This window comes from Quadrisphaera setariae (assembly GCF_008041935.1).
Lineage (GTDB): Bacteria > Actinomycetota > Actinomycetes > Actinomycetales > Quadrisphaeraceae > Quadrisphaera > Quadrisphaera setariae.
Genome location: NZ_VKAC01000006.1, coordinates 307,316 through 324,401 on the forward strand (window position 1 = coordinate 307,316; position 17,086 = coordinate 324,401).

Annotated in this window: 16 protein-coding genes; 7 read left to right on the forward strand and 9 right to left on the reverse strand. The window is 75.0% G+C overall.

The features are described 5' to 3' along the window. Window positions 1-92: 92 nt before the first annotated feature. Entirely contained in the window at window positions 93-2,090 is a 1,998-nt protein-coding gene (locus FMM08_RS12095) for a putative bifunctional diguanylate cyclase/phosphodiesterase (RefSeq protein ID WP_147926592.1), read from the forward strand. On the opposite strand, the gene FMM08_RS12100 is transcribed toward FMM08_RS12095, so the two are convergent. Next, a complete protein-coding gene (locus FMM08_RS12100) occupies window positions 2,074-3,129 on the reverse strand; it encodes a PHP domain-containing protein (RefSeq protein ID WP_147926593.1) in 1,056 nt (351 codons plus the stop codon). The genes FMM08_RS12095 and FMM08_RS12100 overlap by 17 nt on opposite strands. A 308-nt stretch (window positions 3,130-3,437) precedes the next feature. Between FMM08_RS12100 and FMM08_RS12105 the strand changes: the two genes are divergently transcribed. The 3 genes from FMM08_RS12105 to FMM08_RS12115 all read left to right on the forward strand — a co-directional run bounded on the left by FMM08_RS12105 (window position 3,438) and on the right by FMM08_RS12115 (window position 5,392). Continuing rightward, window positions 3,438-3,689: a hypothetical protein gene (locus FMM08_RS12105; protein WP_147926594.1), complete on the forward strand. Its 252-nt coding sequence runs from the start codon at window positions 3,438-3,440 to the stop codon at window positions 3,687-3,689. Window positions 3,690-3,753: 64 nt separating this feature from the next. Continuing rightward, window positions 3,754-4,380, forward strand: coding sequence for a DUF47 domain-containing protein (locus tag FMM08_RS12110; RefSeq protein ID WP_147926595.1), 627 nt, complete (start codon window positions 3,754-3,756; stop codon window positions 4,378-4,380). A 4-nt stretch (window positions 4,381-4,384) separates the two neighbouring features. Then, window positions 4,385-5,392 (forward strand): inorganic phosphate transporter, encoded by a 1,008-nt coding sequence (locus FMM08_RS12115; protein WP_147926596.1) that lies wholly within the window; start codon window positions 4,385-4,387, stop codon window positions 5,390-5,392. Window positions 5,393-5,563: 171 nt separating this feature from the next. Here the strand turns inward: FMM08_RS12115 and pstB are convergent, their stop codons facing one another. The 5 genes from pstB to ppk2 form a co-directional block, all read right to left on the reverse strand. Beyond that, complete coding sequence (gene pstB, locus FMM08_RS12120) at window positions 5,564-6,343, reverse strand: phosphate ABC transporter ATP-binding protein PstB (RefSeq protein WP_147926597.1); 780 nt, start codon at window positions 6,341-6,343, stop codon at window positions 5,564-5,566. Window positions 6,344-6,390: 47 nt separating this feature from the next. Further along, a complete protein-coding gene (pstA, locus tag FMM08_RS12125; protein WP_147926679.1) occupies window positions 6,391-7,458 on the reverse strand; it encodes a phosphate ABC transporter permease PstA in 1,068 nt (355 codons plus the stop codon). Next, window positions 7,455-8,396 (reverse strand): phosphate ABC transporter permease subunit PstC, encoded by a 942-nt coding sequence (pstC, locus tag FMM08_RS12130; RefSeq protein ID WP_147926598.1) that lies wholly within the window; start codon window positions 8,394-8,396, stop codon window positions 7,455-7,457. The genes pstA and pstC overlap by 4 nt, the downstream gene beginning before the upstream one ends. 132 nt (window positions 8,397-8,528) lie before the next feature. Next, entirely contained in the window at window positions 8,529-9,647 is a 1,119-nt protein-coding gene (pstS, locus tag FMM08_RS12135) for a phosphate ABC transporter substrate-binding protein PstS (RefSeq protein ID WP_147926599.1), read from the reverse strand. Between the two features lie 219 nt (window positions 9,648-9,866). Further along, window positions 9,867-10,751: a polyphosphate kinase 2 gene (gene ppk2 / locus FMM08_RS12140; RefSeq protein WP_369431714.1), complete on the reverse strand. Its 885-nt coding sequence runs from the start codon at window positions 10,749-10,751 to the stop codon at window positions 9,867-9,869. Between the two features lie 331 nt (window positions 10,752-11,082). Between ppk2 and FMM08_RS12145 the strand changes: the two genes are divergently transcribed. From FMM08_RS12145 to FMM08_RS12155, 3 genes are read left to right on the forward strand one after another with little or no spacing between them, the layout of a single operon-like run. Next, complete coding sequence (locus FMM08_RS12145) at window positions 11,083-12,330, forward strand: inorganic phosphate transporter (protein WP_147926600.1); 1,248 nt, start codon at window positions 11,083-11,085, stop codon at window positions 12,328-12,330. Window positions 12,331-12,349: 19 nt separating this feature from the next. Next, window positions 12,350-12,652, forward strand: a complete 303-nt coding sequence (locus FMM08_RS12150; RefSeq protein WP_147926601.1) for a hypothetical protein — start codon at window positions 12,350-12,352, stop codon at window positions 12,650-12,652. A 10-nt stretch (window positions 12,653-12,662) separates the two neighbouring features. After that, window positions 12,663-12,980 (forward strand): DUF3349 domain-containing protein, encoded by a 318-nt coding sequence (locus tag FMM08_RS12155; protein ID WP_255472322.1) that lies wholly within the window; start codon window positions 12,663-12,665, stop codon window positions 12,978-12,980. A gap of 41 nt (window positions 12,981-13,021) precedes the next feature. On the opposite strand, the gene FMM08_RS12160 is transcribed toward FMM08_RS12155, so the two are convergent. From FMM08_RS12160 to kdpC, 3 genes are all read right to left on the reverse strand, one after another. Further along, entirely contained in the window at window positions 13,022-13,738 is a 717-nt protein-coding gene (locus FMM08_RS12160) for a response regulator (protein ID WP_147926602.1), read from the reverse strand. Beyond that, entirely contained in the window at window positions 13,735-16,383 is a 2,649-nt protein-coding gene (locus FMM08_RS12165) for a sensor histidine kinase (protein WP_255472323.1), read from the reverse strand. The genes FMM08_RS12160 and FMM08_RS12165 overlap by 4 nt, the downstream gene beginning before the upstream one ends. Window positions 16,384-16,448: 65 nt before the next feature. Continuing rightward, complete coding sequence (kdpC, locus tag FMM08_RS12170; protein ID WP_147926603.1) at window positions 16,449-17,066, reverse strand: potassium-transporting ATPase subunit KdpC; 618 nt, start codon at window positions 17,064-17,066, stop codon at window positions 16,449-16,451. Between the last annotated feature and the right edge of the window lie 20 nt (window positions 17,067-17,086).

The following is a 17,086-nucleotide window of genomic DNA, read 5'->3' on the forward strand; positions in this document are numbered from 1 at the left end:
GGCGTGTCTCCTCCGTTTCACGCCGGATCGGTGACGCCCGGTGACACCCTCAGACCATGCTCACGTCGCCGTGGTCACCGAGCGCACAGACGGTGACCCCACCGTCCGCGCGCCGCGACCGCGCCGCCGCCGCGGGGGTCCGGGCCGCCGTCTGGCAGCTCGACCTCCTCACCGGTGAGCTCACCTGGTCCGAGGGGATGCACCGGATCGCCGGCAGCGACCCCGCCACCACCGCACCCTCCATGCAGTGGTGGACCTCCCTGGTGGTCCCCGCCGACCGCGCTCGCGTGCGCGCCTGGCTGCTCGTGGTGCGCGAGGCGCGGCGCGGCGGCGAGGAGCAGTTCGACCTCGTCGGAGCCGACGGCGTCCACCGCCGCGTCCACGCCTGGACCGAGGTGGAGCTCGACGGGCGCGGCGAGGCCGTCCGGCTGTACGGCTCCGCCGTCGACATCACCGCCGCCGCCCCCCTCGGTCAGCGCGACCCCCTCACCGACCTCGCGACCCGCCCCGCGCTGCTCGCGCACCTGGAGGCGGACGCCCGCGAGGCGGAGCGCCAGCGCCGCCGCGGTGGTGCGGTGCTCGCCCTGGTCGACCTCGACAGGTTCTCCGTGCTCGACGACGCGCTCGGCCGCGCCTCCGGCGACCGCGTGCTCGTGGCCTGCGCCGACCGCCTGCGCACCGCCGCCCCGCGGGGCGCTGTGGTGGCCCGGCTCGACGGCGACGTCTTCGCCGTGGCCGTCAGCGCCGTCAGCGCCGTCACCGGTGCCTGCGCGACGGACGCCGGTGCCCTCGCCGAGCAGCTGGCCGCCGCCCTGCGCCGTCCCGTCGTCGTCCCCGGCCTGGCCGACCCGCTGTCGCTGACCGCCTCGATCGGGCTGGTCACCACCACCGGTGACGAGGTCGGCGCCGACGACGTCGTCCGCCGGGCGGGCCTGGCCCTGCGCCGGGCCAAGCGCGAGGGGCGAGACCGCGCGGTCCAGTACGCCCCGGCGCTGGAGGAGGCCGCGGTCCGGCGGGTGCGCACCGAGGCGATGCTGCGCTCGGCCCTCGACGCCGGCCGCATGCAGGTGCTCTACCAGCCCGTCATCGACCTGGCCAGCGGCGAGGTGGTCGGCGTGGAGGCGCTGGCCCGGGTCCTGGACCCCGAGCAGGGTCCCCTCTCGCCCCTCGTCTTCATCGAGGTGGCCGAGGAGACCGGCCTGGTGACCCGCATGGACGAGTGGGTGCTCGGCCGGGCCAGCGGCCTGGCGCAGCGCTGGAGCCCTCCGGCCTCCGGGGCCCCGACCGCCATCGCCCTGCCCGAGACCGACCGCGTGGCCGTCCAGGGTCCGCGCCACGCGGTGCCCACCGTGGCGGTCAACATGTCCTCGCGGACCCTGTCACGGCCCGACCTCGCGCTGCTCGTGCGCGGTGCCCTCCAGAGGTCGGGATCCGATCCCGCCCGCCTCCTCGTGGAGATCACCGAGCACTCCCTGCTCGACCAGGGCGAGCACGCCCGCCGCACCCTCGACGGGCTCACCGACCTCGGCGTGGGCGTGGGCATCGACGACTTCGGCACCGGCTGGTCGGCCCTCAGCTACCTGTCCGCGCTCGAGCTGGCGTTCATGAAGGTGGACCGGGCCTTCGTCGCGCGCCTGGGCACGGACACCTCCGCCACCGCCGTGGTGCAGGCGGTCATCGACCTCGCCCACGCCCACCACCTCACCGTCATCGCCGAGGGCATCGAGACCGAGCAGCAGGCCCGCATGCTCGTCGAGATGGGCTGCGACCACGGCCAGGGCTACTGGTTCGGGCGCCCCACCCCCGAGCCCGACCTCGACGCCGTGGTCAGCTCGTGGCACGAGCGGGCCCGCACCGCCCGCTTCGGCGCCTGGGCCGCCGCTGCCGCACCGGTCCCCGCCCAGCCCCTCGCGCCCGTCCCCGCGCCGTCGCTCGCCCCGTCCCCGGGGCGACCGGTGGTGCCCGTGCCGTCGGCGTCACCCGTGCCGTCGGCGTCGCAGGTGCCGCCAGCGGCGGCAGCGGCTGCGCCGTCGGCCACCGGCACCTCGGCGCGCTCGCTGCGCCAGAGAGCCCTCAGCCTGCGCCCCTGAGCCACCCGAGCAGCCGCTCCACGGGCCACGTCGTCACCACCCGGTCCGGGTCCACCCCGGCGGCCGCGGCCCGCGCCACCCCGAACGGCCGCCAGTCCAGCTGCCCGGGGGCGTGCGCGTCGGTGTCGATGCTCACCAGGCAGCCCGCCTCCAGCGCCTGGCGCAGCAGGCGCATCGGCGGGTCGAGCCGCTCCGGCCGGGAGTTCACCTCCACCGCCACGCCCCGCTCGGCGCAGCGCGCGAAGACCGCGGCGGCGTCGAAGGGCGCCTCGGGCCGCTTCGCCGGCCGGTGCACGTCGGCGCCGGGGCTCACCAGCCGGCCCGTGCAGTGCCCCAGCACCCGCACCCGCGGGTGCTCCAGGGCGCCCAGCATCCGGGCGGTCATCTCCTCGCTGCTGCTGCGCCCCCCGAGGCGGCTGTGCACCGAGGCGACGACGACGTCGACGCGCTCCAGCAGCTCGTCCGGGCAGTCCAGCCCGCCCGCCTCGGTGATGTCCACCTCGATGCCCGACAGCAGCCGGAACGGCGCCAGCTGTCCCGCCACCGACGCCACGAGGTCCAGCTGGCGCTCCAGCCGCTGCGGCGACAGTCCGTTCGCCACCCGCAGCCCTCCGGAGTGGTCGGTGAGGGCCAGGTACTCGTGCCCCAGCTCCACGGCCGTCGCCGCCACCTCGTGCGGAGGCGACCCGCCGTCGCTCCAGTCGCTGTGCACGTGCAGGTCTCCCCGCAGGGCGGCCAGCAGCGCCTCGCCGTCGTCGTCCAGGGGCGCCAGGGGCCCGGACTCCTCCCGGCGCCGCTCCAGCTCCGCCAGGTAGTCCGGCTGCTGCCCCCGGGAGGCCTGAGCGGCCACCGCGGCGGTCTTCGGCCCGACGCCCCTCAGCTCCGTGAGCGTGCCGTCGGCGAGCCGCTGGGACAGCTCCTCCGCCGGCAGGGCCGCCAGCACCGCGGCCGCCGTGCGGAACGCCTTCACCCGCGGCGTGGCGGCCTGCTCCCGCTCGAGGAGGAAGGCCGTGCGGCGCAGCGCGTCCACCGGGTGCACCGCCCCATCCCACCAGCGATCGCGCCGGGGCGCCGCCCGCGGGCGACGGCCCGAGGTCCGGAAGGGGGTTGCTCTGAGCGCCCGGGACCCGTGATGCTCGGGGGCAGCGCGTACGATCTTCCTCGACCCCCGTGCGAGGGACTCCGGGTGAGCGCAGCTCACCGGCGCCCCCCGGGAGGACCCTGGACCCGTCGTCCGGGCGGCGGGACCCCCCCTCTCGCCGCCCGGGCGGCGGCCGGAGGCCCTCCTGAGGCCCCTGCGCTGGGGTTTCCGCTGATGATCAGCGGTGGCGCCGCTACCGTTCAGGGATGGAGCGCAGCCGGCGCCTCGACGACGACGCCCTCGCCGAGGAGATCGAGCTGTACGGGGACCTCGTCGTCGCCGCCTCGGAGGCGGGTGACGTCCTCCCGCAGGCCGAGATCGACCGCCTCCTGGGCGTCGAGGTGACCGCCGACCCCCCGCAGGGCTCCGGCGGCGGCTCCGCTGCGCCCGACCAGGTGATCGACGGGTCCCGCGACGGGGCCGGACGAGGGGCGGTCGCGCAGCCCCCCGGGGCCTGACGCCCGCTGCCTTAACCTGGCACTCCCGGCACGGCCGGACCCGACCGTCCCTGGAGCACCACCCATGCGCCTGCTGCCGCGCGACAGCGCGATCTTCGACGACGTCACGGCGCTGGCGGAGCACGTGGTCGTCGGGGCGGACGTCCTGGTGCGGATGCTCGGCGAGGACGGCGCGGACCGCTCCGACCTCGCCGACCGCCTCGTCGCCGTGGAGCGGGCCGCCGACGACGCCACCCGCCTCGTGGTCCGTCGCGTCACGTCGAGCTTCGTCACCCCCTACGACCGCCGCGACCTCGTCGCCCTCGCGCACGGCCTCGACGACTGCGTCGACGCCCTCGCCGAGGTCGCCGCCGTCGTCATGGCCACCGGGGTGGGGGAGCTGCCCGCCGCCGTGGTCGAGCAGGTGGCCCTCGTCCAGCGGCAGGCCGAGGTCACCGCCCCCGCCATGGCCCGGCTGCGCTCCGTGCGCGACCTGGTCGACTACTGGGTGGAGGTGCGCCGCCTCGAGCACGAGGTGGGCCGGACCCACCTGGCCGTCCTGGCGCAGGTGCACCGCGGCGGGCTCCGCGCGACCGCGGACGTGCTCGACGCCGTCGCCGCCACGGAGGTCGCCTCCCGCCTGGCCGCCGTGGCCCGCGCCTTCGAGCAGGTCTCGCGCACCGTCGAGACCATCGCCGTCCAGGAGGCCTGAGCCGGTGGACCCCGCCACCGGGACGGTCCTCGCCGTCGTGGTCGTCGCAGCGCTCGTCTTCGCCGTCGTGAACGGCGCCCACGACGCCAGCGACGTCATCGCCACCCCGGTGGTCACCGGCGCCCTGACGCCGCTGGCGGCCCTCGTGATCGCGGCCGTGCTCAACGGGCTAGGGGGCATGCTGGGCAGCCGGCTCGCCGAGACGGTGGCCTACGGCGTGCTGACCCCCCTCGACGGCGCGGCCGGGCTGGTCCTCGTGCTCGCAGCACTGGTGGGGGCCACGGCCTGGAACCTCCTCACCTGGTGGCGCGGGATCCCCAGCAGCTCCACGCACGCCCTCGTGGGCGGTCTGGTCGGCGCCGGGGCCGTGGTCGGGGCCAGCGTCGACTGGCCCAGCGCCGCCCTCCAGGTGGCGCTGCCGCTGCTCGTCTCCCCGCTGCTGGGGTTCCTCGTGGCCGGGCTGGTGGCCCTGGGCATCGCCTGGTGCCTGAGGCACGCCGCGCCCGGGCGCGCGCACCGCCTGTTCCGGTTCGCCCAGGTGGTCTCCAGCAGCGGCGTGGCGGTGGGCCACGGCCTGCAGGACGCGCAGAAGACCATGGGACTGGTGCTGCTGGCCCTCGTGGCCGCCGGGGCCCTCCCCCACGGCGCCGAGGTCCCCTGGTGGGTCGCCGTGTCCGCGTCGGGCGCTCTCGCCGTCGGCACCCTCGCGGGCGGCTGGCGCATCGTGAGGACGCTCGGGAGCCGCATCACCACCCTCGACCCGCCGGCCGGGTTCGCCGTCGAGGCCACCACCACGGGGGTGCTCGCGCTGTCCGCGGCGGGCCTCGGCGTGCCCGTCTCCACCACGCACACCGTCACCGCGGCCATCGCGGGCGCGGGCGCGGTGCGCCGACCGTCGGCCGTGCGCTGGCGCGTGCTGCGCCGCATCGCCTGGTTCTGGGTGGTCACCGCCCCGGCGTCCGCCGCGGCCGGAGCCCTCTGCGCTGCGGCGCTGCTGCCCCTGCTCAGCTGAGAGGAACCGCAGCCGGGCGCCCGGCTGCTGTCCCGGTGGGCCCCGGAACCGCACGGGGGCGCCCGGCTGCGGAGCGTGCGGCTGCGGGTGTGTGCGGCCTGAGACGCCGCAGGGGCGCCGACCCCGCGGTCGGCGCCCCTGCGGCGCTGGTGCTGGCCCGAGGGCCGGCGGTCACCCGAAGCGGCCGGAGACGTAGTCCTCGGTGGACTTCTGGCTCGGGTTGGAGAACATCGTGGCGGTGTCGGCCATCTCGATGAGCTTGCCCGGCTTGCCCGTGCCCGCGATGTTGAAGAAGGCGGTCGAGTCGGAGACGCGCGAGGCCTGCTGCATGTTGTGGGTCACGATGACGATCGTGTACTCGCTCTTGAGCTCCTGGATGAGGTCCTCGATGGCGAGCGTGGAGATCGGGTCCAGCGCCGAGCAGGGCTCGTCCATGAGCAGCACGTCGGGCCGCACCGCGATGGCGCGGGCGATGCACAGCCGCTGCTGCTGACCACCGGACAGGCCGGCGCCGGGACGGTCGAGGCGGTCCTTGACCTCGTTCCAGAGGTTGGCTCCCCGGAGGGAGGACTCCACCAGGTCGTCGGCCTCCGACTTGCGCATGCGCTTGCTGTTGAGGCGCGCGCCGGCCAGCACGTTCTCGGCGATGGACATCGTCGGGAACGGGTTGGGGCGCTGGAACACCATGCCGACCGTGCGGCGGACGTCCACCGGGTCGACGTCGGAGGCGTACAGGTCCTGGCCGTCCATGACGACCTTGCCCTCCACGCGGGCACCGGGGATGACCTCGTGCATGCGGTTGAGCGACCGCAGGAACGTGGACTTGCCGCAGCCCGACGGGCCGATGAAGGCCGTGACGGAGCGGGGCTCGATGGCCATCGAGACGCCCTCGACGGCCAGGAAGTCGCCGTAGTAGATGTTCAGGTCAGAGACGTCGATGCGCTTGCTCATGGCCGCCTTCCAGTGCGGTCGGTAACGCGGTCGGTACGGGTGTCGGGTCAGCGGGTCCTGGGCGAGAAGGCCCGCGAGACGACCCGTGCGATGAGGTTGAAGGCCATCACCAGGATGACCAGGACCAGTGCCGCCGTCCAGGCCCTGTCGATCGACGCCTCGGCGGGCAGGGTCGGAGCGGCGTAGGAGAACCACGAGAAGGTGGGCAGCGTGGACATGCGGCCCTCGAACGGGTTGTAGTTGATGGCCGTGGTCACGCCGACGGTGACCAGCAGGGGAGCCGTCTCACCGATGACGCGGGCGATGGCGAGGGTCACGCCGGTGGCGATGCCGGCCACCGAGGTGCGCAGCACCACCTTCACCACGGTGCGCCACTTCGGGACGCCGAGCGCGTAGGAGGCCTCGCGGAGCTCGTGCGGCACCAGGCGCAGGATCTCCTCGGTGGACCTCACGACCACGGGGATCATGAGCACGCACAGGGCGACGGAGCCCATGATCCCCAGGCGCGCCTGGGGGCCGAGGATCAGCACGAACAGCGCGAAGGCGAACAGGCCGGCGACGATCGAGGGGATCCCGGTCATGACGTCCACCAGGAAGGTGATGGCGCGGGCCACGTGGCCCCGGCCGTACTCGACCAGGTAGACCGCCGTGAGGATGCCGATCGGCACGGAGATCAGCGTGGTGATGGCGGTGATGATCAGCGTTCCGGTGATGGCGTGGACGGCGCCGCCGCCCTCGCCCACGATCCCGCGCATCGAGTAGGTGAAGAACTCCACGTCGAAGCGGGCGGCCCCCCGGGAGATGACGGTCCACGTCACGGAGAGCAGGGGGATGAGCGCCAGCAGGAACGACCCGACGACGAGGCTCGTGACGAACCGGTCGGTGGCCTTGCGGCCGCCCTCGACGGCGCGGGACGCGACGACCAGCACGATCATGAAGGTGATGGCCGTGAGCACGAGGAACCCGGCGAGGCTGAAGCCCGCCAGGGCGAGCACGGCCGCGGAGAACGCGGCGGCCAGCGCGAGGGCGCCCCACGGGGCCCACACCGGCAGGTGGCGGCTGTGGCCGAGGCCGATGCCCGGGCCGGAGGTGGTGAGCTGCGACACGGGGGTCAGCCCTTCGACGTGCGGGCCACGATGGCGCGGGCCGCGAAGTTGACGAGGAAGGTGATGACGAAGAGCACCAGGCCGGTCGCCACCAGCGTGTTGACGGCCAGGCCGCTGGACTCCGGGAACTGCAGCGCGATGTTGGCCGCGATGGTCGCCGGGTTCTGGTTGCTGATGAGGTTGAACGTGATGCCGCCGCCGATGGACAGCACCGCGGCCACGGCCATCGTCTCGCCGAGGGCACGGCCCAGGCCGAGCATGGAGGCGGCGACGACGCCGGACTTGCCGTACGGGATGACGGCGTACTTGATCATCTCCCACCGGGTGGCGCCGAGCGCCAGCGCGGCCTCCTGCTGGAGGGTCGGCGTCTGCCGGAACACCTCCCGGGAGAGGGCGGTGATCACCGGGAGGATCATCACGGCCAGCACGAGGCCGACGGTGAGCATCGTCCGGCCCGAGCCGACCGGCCCGGCGAACAGGGGGATCCAGCCCAGGTTCTCGGTGAGCCACGCGTAGATCGGCTGGAGCGCCGGGGCGAAGACGAACACGCCCCACAGGCCGTAGACGATGCTCGGGATGGCCGCGAGCAGGTCGATGACGTAGCCCAGCGGGGCCGCCAGCCTGCGGGGCGCGAAGTGCGTGATGAAGAGGGCGATGCCCACGCCCAGCGGGGCGCCGATGACCAGCGCCAGCGCCGAGGAGATGAGCGTCCCGAAGACGAGGACGCCGGCGTAGCGCCAGAACCCCTGGCCGCCCGCGATCTCCGAGGCGGGGGCGACGAGGGCCGGGGCCGCCTGGTAGATCAGGAACGCTGCGACGCCGGCGAGGATCACGAGGATGGTCAGCCCGGCGCCGGTGGCCAGACCGGCGAAGACGCGGTCTCCGGGGCGCTGCCGCACCCGCTGGGCGGGAGCCGCTTCGCGCGGCGGAGTGGAGGTGGCGGTCACGAGGTGCCTTCCTGGGCGGGACCTGGGCGCAGGGCGGACGGGCGGGACGGGCGGAGCCTGGCGCGAGTGCGGCGCCGGCGCCAGACCCCGCTCACCGCGAGGTCTGGCGCCGGCGCCGTCACCTGCTCGGGACTACTTGATGAGCTCGAGCGACTTGGTGATCTGCTCGCGCAGCGAGTCGGAGATCGGGGCGGAGCCGGCGGCCTTCGCCGCGGCCTCCTGGCCCTCCTCGCTCGTCACGTAGGTGAAGTAGCCCTTGACGTTGGTGGCGTCAGCGGCGTTCTCGTAGGAGGTGCAGCCGATGAGGTAGCTGACGAGGATCACCGGGTACGCGTCCGTGGCGGTGGGCGTGCGGTTGACGTCCAGCGCGATGTCGCCGTCGGGGCGGCCGGAGGCCGGGGTGGCCTCGTCGAGGGCCTTCGCGGCGGCCTCGGCGGTGGGGGCGACGAAGGCGCTGCCCACCTGCACGTTGACGTGGCCGAGGTCCTTGGCCTGGGACTCGTCGGCGTAGCCGATGGAGCCGGCGGTGGCCTTGATGGCCGCCACCACGCCGGAGGTGCCCTGCGCCGCCTCGCCGCCGGAGGCGGGCCACTTCTGCGCGGCCGGGTAGCTCCACGCGCCACCCGAAGCCTTGGCCAGGTAGTCCGTGAAGTTCTGGGTGGTGCCCGACTCGTCAGCGCGGTGGACCGTGTTGATGGCGGTCGAGGGCAGGGTGACGCCGGAGTTCAGGGCGGTGATCGCCGGGTCGTTCCAGGTGGTGATCTTGCCGTCGAAGATCTGCGCGATGACCTGGGGGCTGAGCTTCAGGTCCTCCACGCCCTCGAGGTTGTACGCGATGGCGATCGGCGAGACGTAGTTCGGGATGTCGATCGCGGAGCCGCCCTTGCAGCGGGTCTGCGCCTGCGTGAGCTCCTCCGCCTTGAGGTAGGCGTCGGAACCGGCGAACTGCACCGCACCGGAGAGGAACTGGGTGCGGCCGGCGCCGGAGCCCTGCGGGTCGTAGTTGACCTGGAGGTCGGGGCTGGAAGCGGTGATGCCCGCGATCCACGCCTGCTGCGCGGCCTGCTGCGCGGAGGAGCCGGCGCCGTTCAGGGTGCCGGTCAGCTCGGCGCCGGTGGAGCTGGCGCCGGAGGAGGCGGTGTCGGTGGAGGTGGAGCCGGCGCCCCCCTCGTTCGCGGCGCACGACGACAGGCCGAGGGAGAGCACGATGGCCGCGGGGATGGCGGCGCGACCGAGGGTGCTGCGCTTCACGTGAGGTACCTCTCGAAGGCGTGGGATGCGCCGCCGCTGGCTCGTGGCTGCAGGCTGGCGCGATCGGGCGGCTCGGAAGTTACGGTCCGGAGGTGAAGGGGTGGCCCGACCCAGGTGAACGGCGGGCGAACATGCTGGTCAGGTGCGCAGTCACGATCTGGTCACGGCGGCGGGTCCCCCCGGAGGGAGCAACGCCGCTCCCCCCGGGGCCACTGCGGGTCAGCGGTCGGTGACTCTGCGTCCCCGGTCGGGCTGGGTCTCGCCGGCCTCGAAGAGGTCCCGCGCGGGGCCGAGCACCAGCGGGTCGGCCTCGCCGACCAGCGCCTCGTCCTTGCCGGTGTAGTCCAGCTGGCGCAGCACGTGGCGCATCGCCTCCAGGCGGGCGCGCTTCTTGTCGTTGCTCTTCACCACGGTCCACGGCGCGTCGTCGGTGTCCGTGGCCAGGAACATCGCCTCCTTGGCCGCCGTGTACTCGTCCCAGCGGTCCAGGGAGGCCAGGTCCATCGGGGAGAGCTTCCACTGCCGCACCGGGTCGATCTGGCGGATGGCGAACCGGGTGCGCTGCTCGGCCTGGGAGACGGAGAACCAGAACTTCACCAGGGTGATGCCGGAGGCCACGAGCATCCGCTCCAGGTCGGGCGCCTGGCGGTAGAAGGCCTCGTACTCGTCCTCCGTGCAGAAGCCCATCACCCGCTCGACGCCGGCGCGGTTGTACCAGGACCTGTCGAACAGGGCGATCTCCCCGCCCGCGGGCAGGCGCTCCACGTAGCGCTGGAAGTACCACTGGGTGCGCTCGCGCTCGGTGGGCTTCTCCAGCGCCACCACGTGGGTGCCGCGGGGGTTGAGGTGCTCGGTGAAGCGCTTGATGGTGCCGCCCTTGCCGGCGGCGTCGCGGCCCTCGAACAGCACCACGAGCTTCTCGCCGCGGTCCACCAGCCAGCGCTGCATCTTCAGCAGCTCGATCTGCAGCAGCCGCTTGGTGGTCTCGTACTCCCGCCGCGTCATGCGGCTCGGGTAGGGGTAGCCCTCGCGCCAGGTGTCGACCTCGCTGCCGTCGGGCCGCAGCAGCACGGGCTCGCCCTCGCCGTCGACCTCCACCCGCAGGCCGTCGAGGTGCTCGCCGAGAGGGCCCGGGGGCCCCTCCTCCAGGTCGGTGTCGTCCACCGCGGCGGTGGTGGCGCGAGGGGCGCCGGGCTGCAGGGGGTCTTCGGGCGCGCTGGGCGCCTCGCTGGTCCGGGTCGTCGTCACGCCCCGGTCATACCGGTGGCCGGCCGTCGGCCGGTGGACCGCGGGTGAACAGCAGTCGTCGGCCGACCACGAAGAGGCACGGCTCCGTCACGCCGTGAGCCGGAACTGGTGAACAGTGGGTGAACCCTCCACGCCCTGGGCGAAACGCTCTGGTGTCGGGGCGGGTGGTGCCGGACGCTGGGCACTCGTGACCACCGCCACCATCATCCTGGTGCTCCTGGTCGTGGTAGCCCTCTCGTTCGACTTCACGAACGGCTTCCACGACACGGCGAACGCCATGGCGACCTCGATCGCCACGGGCGCCCTGACGCCCAAGACCGCCGTCCTGCTGGCCGGGGTCCTGAACCTCGTCGGGGCCTTCCTCTCGGTGGAGGTGGCGCTCACCGTCACCAACGCCGTCGTGAAGATCCAGAACAGCGACGGCACACCGGTGGCGGCCCTGACCGGCGACGGCGGAACGGCCTTGCTGGTCATCGTGCTGGCCGGGCTGGCCGGCGCCATCGTGTGGAACCTGTTCACCTGGCTGCTCAGCCTGCCCTCCAGCTCCAGCCACGCGCTGTTCGGCGGCCTGCTCGGCGCGACCATCGCCGGCCTGGGCTGGGGCGGGGTCAACTGGGCCGGGAACGGCGAGAAGATCGACGGGCTGCTGCCGAAGGTCATCGTCCCCGCGCTCGTCTCGCCGCTCATCGCTGTCGGGGTCGCCGCGCTGGCCACCTGGCTCGTCTACCGCGCCGTCCGCGGCGTGGCCGACCGGTTCACCGAGAGCGGCTTCCGCTGGGGCCAGATCGGCTCGGCGTCCCTGGTCTCCCTGGCCCACGGCACCAACGACGCCCAGAAGACGATGGGCGTCATCACCCTCGGCCTGATCGCCACCGGCCACTGGACCGACACCGAGAACATCCCCTTCTGGGTCAAGGCCTCCTGCGCCGTCACCATCGCGCTGGGCACCTACCTGGGCGGCTGGCGGATCATCCGCACCCTGGGCAAGGGCCTGGTGGAGATCGCCCCGCCGCAGGGCATGTCAGCCCAGAGCTCCTCGGCCGCGGTGATCCTGGTGTCGAGCCACCTCGGGCTCCCGCTGTCGACCACCCACGTGACCACCGGCTCGGTCCTCGGCTCAGGTCTGGGCCGCCCCGGCGGCACCGTCCGCTGGCGCGTGGCGGGCCGCATGGTCGTCGCGTGGGTCATCACCATCCCCGCCGCCGCCCTGGTCGGCGGCGTCCTGTGGGGCCTGGCCGCACTGCTCGGCGGGGGGCTCGTGGGCTCCGTCGCCGTGGTGGCGGTGCTCGTGGCCGCCTCCGCCGCGATGTACCACCGCTCGCGCAAGGTGCCCGTGCACGCGGGCAACGTCAACGACGAGTGGGCCCCTGACGACACCGACGCCGCCGCCGACGCCCCTGCCGGCCAGGAGCCCCGCACCCAGGTCTCGGCCTGACCCTCGAGAGGAGAACACCGTGTCCCACGTCTGGCAGCTCGAGGCCGCAGCCCTCGGCCAGGTCGCCCTGGCGGCCCTCGTCCTCGGCGCGGGCCTGCCCGCGCTGTTCGCCCTCGGCGTCCGGGCCTCGGCCTGGGGCCGCGGCACCGGCGCGGCCGCGGGGCCCGGTGCCCCGGCGCACCCGGCGGGCCGGGTGCTGAGCACCGCCGTCTACGCCGTCGTCGTGCTCGTGGCGCTGACCGGCATCGCGCTCATCGTGGCCTCCGGCTTCGGCAAGGCTCTGAGCTTCGAGCACGTCTACCCGATGATCGTCGACAAGTGAGCGGGGCGGCGTGCCCCTGACCGAGGCCGGCGGTCCGGGCGCCATCGCGCTCGTCCTCGGGTGGCTGCGCGCCGGCTACCCGGCGGGGGTGCCCCGGGGCGACTACGTGGCGCTGCTGGGGATCCTGCGGCGCCGGCTCACCGACACGGAGGTGCGCCTCATCGCCTCCGAGCTGGTCGCCATGGCGCAGCAGGGCGAGCTGCTCACCACCGCCGACGTCGAGCGGCTCGTCGGCTCCGCCACCCTCGACGAGGCCGACCCCTCCGACGTGGCCCGCGTCTCCGCTCGGCTCGCCGCCGGGGGCTGGCCCCTCGTCCGCGTCCCCTGAGCGACCGGTCTCCGGGGCCGGGCGCTCCCCGGACCAGCCCTTCAGGGCACCAGCCGGTAGCCGACCCCCGGCTCGGTGATCAGGTGCCGCGGCGCCGACGGGTCCGCCTCGAGCTTGCGGCGCAGCTGCGCCACGTAGACCCGCAGGTAGTGCGTCTCCGCGGCCTCCGAGCCCAGGTGCGGCCCGCGCAGCGCCACGAGCAGCTCGCGCCGGCCCACCACCCGGCCCACCGAGCGGGCCAGCTCCGCCAGCAGCTGCCACTCCGTCGGCGTCAGCCGCACCGGCTCGCCGTCGTCCTGCCCGGTGCCCGGGGACGGCCTCAGCAGCACGCGCCGCCGCGGCAGGTCCACCGTGAAGCGCGCCGTCTCCACCACCGGGTCGGGCACCGGGCCCGCGGCCTCCCCGCGGCGCACCGCCGCGCGCAGGCGCGCGAGCAGCTCGTCGACGGCGAAGGGCTTGGTGACGTAGTCGTCGGCGCCGGCGTCGAGGGCCTCGACCTTCTCGGAGCTGTCGTGCCGCGCGGAGAGCACCACCACCGGCACCGCGCTCCAGCCGCGCAGCCCCCGCAGCACGTCCAGGCCGTCGAGGTCGGGCAGCCCCAGGTCGAGGACGACGACGTCGGGCCGCCGCGTGGCGGCCGCGTCCAGCGCCGCGGCGCCCGTGTGCGCCACGTCGACGTCGTAGCGCTTGGCGCGCAGCGTGATCGCCAGCGCCCGCGCGAGCGCCGGCTCGTCCTCCACCACCAGCACGCGCGTCATGCCGTCACCCTCTCCGAGGGGCGCTCCTCCGCCGGTGCGGGTCCCGCCGCCGCGGGCAGGGAGAACACGACCGTCAGCCCACCGCCGGGGGTGTCGTCGGCCTCCACGGTGCCACCGCTGGCCTCCACGAGGCCCCGCGCCACCGCCAGGCCCAGCCCCACCCCGAGGCCGCCGGGGGCGTCGCCGAGGCGCTGGAACGCCGAGAACGCCGCGGCCTTGCGCTCGTCGGGGATGCCGGGGCCGCGGTCGACCACCCGCACCACCACGCGCCGTCCACCGCGTCCACCGGGTGCGGCGACGTCCTCCACCAGACCCGCCCGCACCTCCACGGGCTGGTCGGGTGCGTGCGGCACGGCGTGGCGCAGGGCGTTCTCCACCACGTTGCCCAGCGCCCGCTCCAGCAGGCCGGCGTCGGCGTCGACCAGCGGCAGGTCCTCCGGCACGTCGAGGACCACGGCGGCGGCCTGCTCCGGGGTGAGGCCGGCCAGCGCCCGGGGCACCACCTCGTCCAGGGCCACCGCCTCGCGGCGCGCGCGCACGGCGCCCGCGTCGAGCCGGCTCATGTCGAGGAGGTTGTCGACCAGCGCCTGGAGGCGGTCCGCGGAGGCCTCCACGTCGGCGAGGAGCACGTCGCGGTCGGCGGGGTCGAGCTCGGCGCTGAACGTCCGCAGCGTGGAGGCCGACGCCTTGACGCTGGCCAGCGGCGTGCGCAGGTCGTGGGAGACGGCCGCCAGGAGCGCCGTGCGGGTGGCTGTGCGCTCCTCCTCGCGCCGCGCCGCCCGGGCGGCCTCCCGGAGCCTGTCGCGCTCGAGGAGCGAGCCGGCCTGCGCGGCCACCGCGGTCAGCACCCGCAGGTCCGACGCCGACAGCGGCCGGCCGGCCCCGTCGCTGGTGATGGCGATGCTGAGGTGCTCGTCCACGGGCAGCGCCGCGTCCGCGGCTTCGGGGGACGTCGGCGGCGGGCACCCCTGGGAGGCCACCACCCGCCACACGTCGTGGGCCGTCCCCACCTGGTCCTGGGTGCGCTCCAGCAGCGCCGCCCCTCGCAGCCCGAAGGTCTCCACCAGCCGGTCCAGCAGGGCCGGCACCGCTTCGGCACCGCGCAGCACGCTGCCGGCAAGGGTGGCGAGCACGTCGGCCTCGGCGCGGGCCCGGGCGGCGTCCCGAGCCCTGCGGGCGGCCGTGTCGACCACCGCGGCCACCGCGGCTCCCACGCTGACCAGCACGAACAGCGCCACGGCGTTGGCCGGGGCGGCGATGGTCAGCGTTCCGTAGGGCGGGGTGAAGTACCAGTTGGCCAGCAGCCCCGACAGCACCGCGGCCAGCACCGCCGGCCACATCCCGCCGATCAGCGCCACGCCGACCACCAGCGCCAGGAACAGCAGCAGCTCGCTGGGCAGCTCGTGGTTGACGCGCGTCAGGTGCAGCAGCCCGGTCAGCGCCACCGGCCCGGCCACCGAGCCGAACCAGCCCGCGGCGCGGCGGCGGGCGGGCAGCGCCGACAGCGCCGACCGGCGCCGCGACCCCCCGCCGCCGCCGCGGGCCGCCGCGTGGGTGACCACGTGGACGTCGATGTCGCCCGAGCCGTCGATCACCCGCTGCCCCACGCCGGGAGACAGCGCCGCCGCCAGCCGGCTGCGGCGGCTCGCGCCGACCACCGCGTGGGTGGCGTTGACGCCGCGGGCGAAGTCGAGGATGGCCGTGGCGACGTCCTCGCCGACCACCGAGTGCCAGCTGCCGCCGAGGCTCTCCGCCAGCAGCCGCTGGCGCGCCAGGGCGTCCGGTGCAGCACCGGTCAGCCCGTCCGAGCGGGACACGTGCAGCGCCAGCAGCTCACCGCCCGCCGCCCGCTGCGTGATGCGCGCGGCCCGCCGCACCAGCGCGTCGCCCTCGGGACCGCCCGTCAGCGCCACCACCACGCGCTCCCGCGCGCCCCACGGCTCCGCGATGCCCTGCTCGGCGCGGTAGCTGGCCAGGGCCGCGTCCACGCGGTCCGCCGTCCACAGCAGGGCCAGCTCGCGCAGGGCGGTGAGGTTGCCCACCCGGAAGTAGTTGGCCAGCGCCGCGTCCACCCGCTCCGCGGCGTAGACGTTGCCGTGCGCCAGGCGGCGCCGCAGCGCCTGCGGGCTCATGTCCACCAGCTCGATGGCGTCCGCGGACCGCACCACGTCGTCGGGGACCGTCTCGCGCTGGCGCACCCCGGTGATCTGGGCGACGACGTCGTTCAGCGACTCCAGGTGCTGCACGTTGACGGTGGTGATGACGCCGACGCCGGCGGCCAGCAGCTCGGCCACGTCCTGCCACCGCTTGGCGTTGCGCGAGCCCGGCGCGTTGGTGTGCGCCAGCTCGTCCACCAGGGCGTGCCGGGGAGCGCGCGCCAGGACGGCGTCGACGTCCATCTCCTCCAGCACCGTCCCGGGGGAGGCGGGGTGCGCCAGCCGCTGGCGGGGCACCTGCTCCAGCCCCTCCAGCGCCGAGGCCGTGTGGGCGCGCCCGTGGGTCTCGACGAACGCGACCACCACGTCCTGCCCGCGCTCGGCCCGGCGGTGGCCCTCGCCGAGCATCGCCACGGTCTTGCCGACGCCGGGGGCGGCCCCCAGGTAGACGCGCAGCGTCCCGCGCCTGGCACCGCCCGCTGTCTGCACGGCGCCATCCTCCTCCGGCCTACCGGCGAGGAGACCGGCTGCGCGCGGCAGGTCCACCCGTCCGCTCACCCCTGGGGGCCGCCCAGCCGGGCCAGGGCGGCGTTGAGGGTGACGACGTCGACGGTGGGTTCCCCGATGAAGCCGAGGTCACGGCCGTGCGTGTTCTCGGCCACGAGCTGCTCCACCTGCTCCACCGGCAGGCCGCGCTCGCGGGCCACCCGTGCCACCTGGATCTGGGCGTACTCGGGAGAGACGTCCGGGTCCAGGCCGGAGGCGGAGGCGGTCACCGCGTCGGCGGGGACGGCAGCGGGCGACACGCCCTCGCGTGCGGCGACGTCGGCGCGGCGCTGCTCCACGGTCGTGACGAGCTGGGCGTCGTTCGGGCCGAGGTTGGAGGCGCCGGAGGACTGGGGGTCGTAACCGTCGCCCGCGGCCGAGGGCCGCGGCTGGAACCACGGCAGCTCGGACGCGGGGTCCTGGTCGGACCCGAACTGCTGGCCGATGAGCGACGAGCCGGCGGGGCGGCCGTCCACGGAGATCATCGAGCCGTCGGCCCGGCCGGGGACCAGGCGGCCCACGCCCAGCACCACCGTCGGGTAGACCAGGCCGAGGAGAACGGTGAGGGCCAGCAGCAGGCGCAGGCCGGCGACGGACTGGCGGGAGAGGTCGAGCACGCGGGACACGAGGGAGCTCCTTCTGGTGG

Bases quoted from the DNA above. Each gene is read 5' to 3' on its own strand.
- FMM08_RS12110 (WP_147926595.1), top strand. From the start codon at position 3,754: ATGCGCCTGCTGCCGCGCGACAGCGCGATCTTCGACGACGTCACGGCG.
- FMM08_RS12105 (WP_147926594.1), top strand. From the start codon at position 3,438: ATGGAGCGCAGCCGGCGCCTCGACGACGACGCCCTCGCCGAGGAGATC.
- pstB (WP_147926597.1), bottom strand. From the start codon at position 6,343: ATGAGCAAGCGCATCGACGTCTCTGACCTGAACATCTACTACGGCGAC.
- FMM08_RS12160 (WP_147926602.1), bottom strand. From the start codon at position 13,738: ATGACGCGCGTGCTGGTGGTGGAGGACGAGCCGGCGCTCGCGCGGGCG.